The sequence below is a fragment of the Oleiphilus sp. HI0061 genome (genome assembly GCF_001635675.1).
Genome location: NZ_LWFE01000691.1, coordinates 1 through 1,499 on the forward strand (window position 1 = coordinate 1; position 1,499 = coordinate 1,499).

General features: G+C 49.5%; 1 protein-coding gene. It reads right to left on the reverse strand.

All coding sequences use genetic code 11. The features are described from left to right. Nucleotides 1-1,499: amino acid adenylation domain-containing protein (locus A3735_RS08825; protein ID WP_156499541.1), on the reverse strand; the 1,499-nt coding region annotated here is incomplete at both ends.

The window sequence follows — 1,499 nt, forward strand, 5'->3', positions numbered from 1 at the left end:
GTAGTAAGTCTCGAGGCTTCAGTTCAACGTTAAAATGCGCTTGCACTTTATGAATAACTTGAATGGAAAGTAATGAATGGCCGCCGATATCAAAGAAATTATCGTATTTGTTAATATCATGGTTCCCGCATACTTCTCCCCAGCAGAGAGCTAACCACTTTTCTGTGCTTGTCTCGGGGCCTTGACGCGATTCACCGGCAGACATTTGAGTTAGGTTCCAGCTTTGCAGGACTTTTCGATCAAGCTTGTTGTTAAGGGTGCGTGGTAACTCCCCGAGTGCTTCAAGGTGCTGCGGCACCATGTAAGGGGGCAATTGCTGTCGCAGGTGCTCACGAAGTTCACTGAGACTAATCGGGCTATTCTTCCATACAACATAAGCGATGAGCCGCGTATCGCCGGCACGGACTTCTCGTACGCTTAAGGCGCAGTCGTCAATGGCGTCGTGTTGGCGCATAAGCGTCTCAATTTCACCCAGTTCTATTCGGTAGCCGCGTACTTTGACTTGCTGATCCAGTCGTCCCATATACGTAAGGGTGCCGTCGTGGGTGTAGCGTACTTTATCACCGGTGCGATAGAGTTGGCCGTCTCCAAAGGGGTTTGGAATAAAGACCTTCCGGGTTAATTCGTCACGATTGTTATAGCCTAAGGTCAAACCGTCACCACCGATGTATAGTTCGCCAGCGATGCCGTTAGGGACAGGGCGCAGCTGCTCATCCAGCACATATAACTGAGTGTTGGCGATAGGTAAGCCCAATCCAGGCGGTGTTTGGGTTTGTGTAATCTGGGCACAGCTAGACCAAACGGTGGTTTCAGTTGGGCCATACATGTTCCAAAGCTCACTACAGCGTTGAAGTAGCTCTTCAGCTAAATCCAATGGCAATGCTTCGCCACCGCACAGTGCTTTTAATCTAGGCTCACCCTGCCAGCCACTACTGATCAGCAATCGCCAGGTGGCGGGTGTTGCTTGCATGAAGTTTGCCTGATGCTTTATCAGCAAGCTTAATAAACGTCGACCATCACTACTATCCTGTTTCTTGGCAATAATGATTTTGGCGCCGACCCAGAGTGGCAAGTAGAGTTCAAGTACGGCAATATCAAAAGACAAAGTTGTTACTGCCATCAGGGTATCATCAGCCTGGAGCCCTGGCTTTTCGGCCATGCTGTGTAAGAAGTTCATGACGGAAGCATGGGGTACCACAACGCCTTTAGGCTTTCCGGTAGAACCGGAGGTATAGATGATATACGCAGCTGTATCCTCAGGGATTGTTACATCTGGGCAAGCTGTGTTCTGCTGTGATAGACGTTCAGAAATCAGATCGGTATTGAGTATGTGTGCAACAGAAGGCAGGCGCTTGATATGCGTTTCTTGAGTGACTAGGTGTTGTAAGCCCGAGTCTTCAATCATGTACGCCAAACGATCATCGGGGAAGTCAGGGTCAAGCGGGACATAGCTGGCGCCGACTTTCAATATGCCAATTAGGGCCGCGAGCATATGCTGA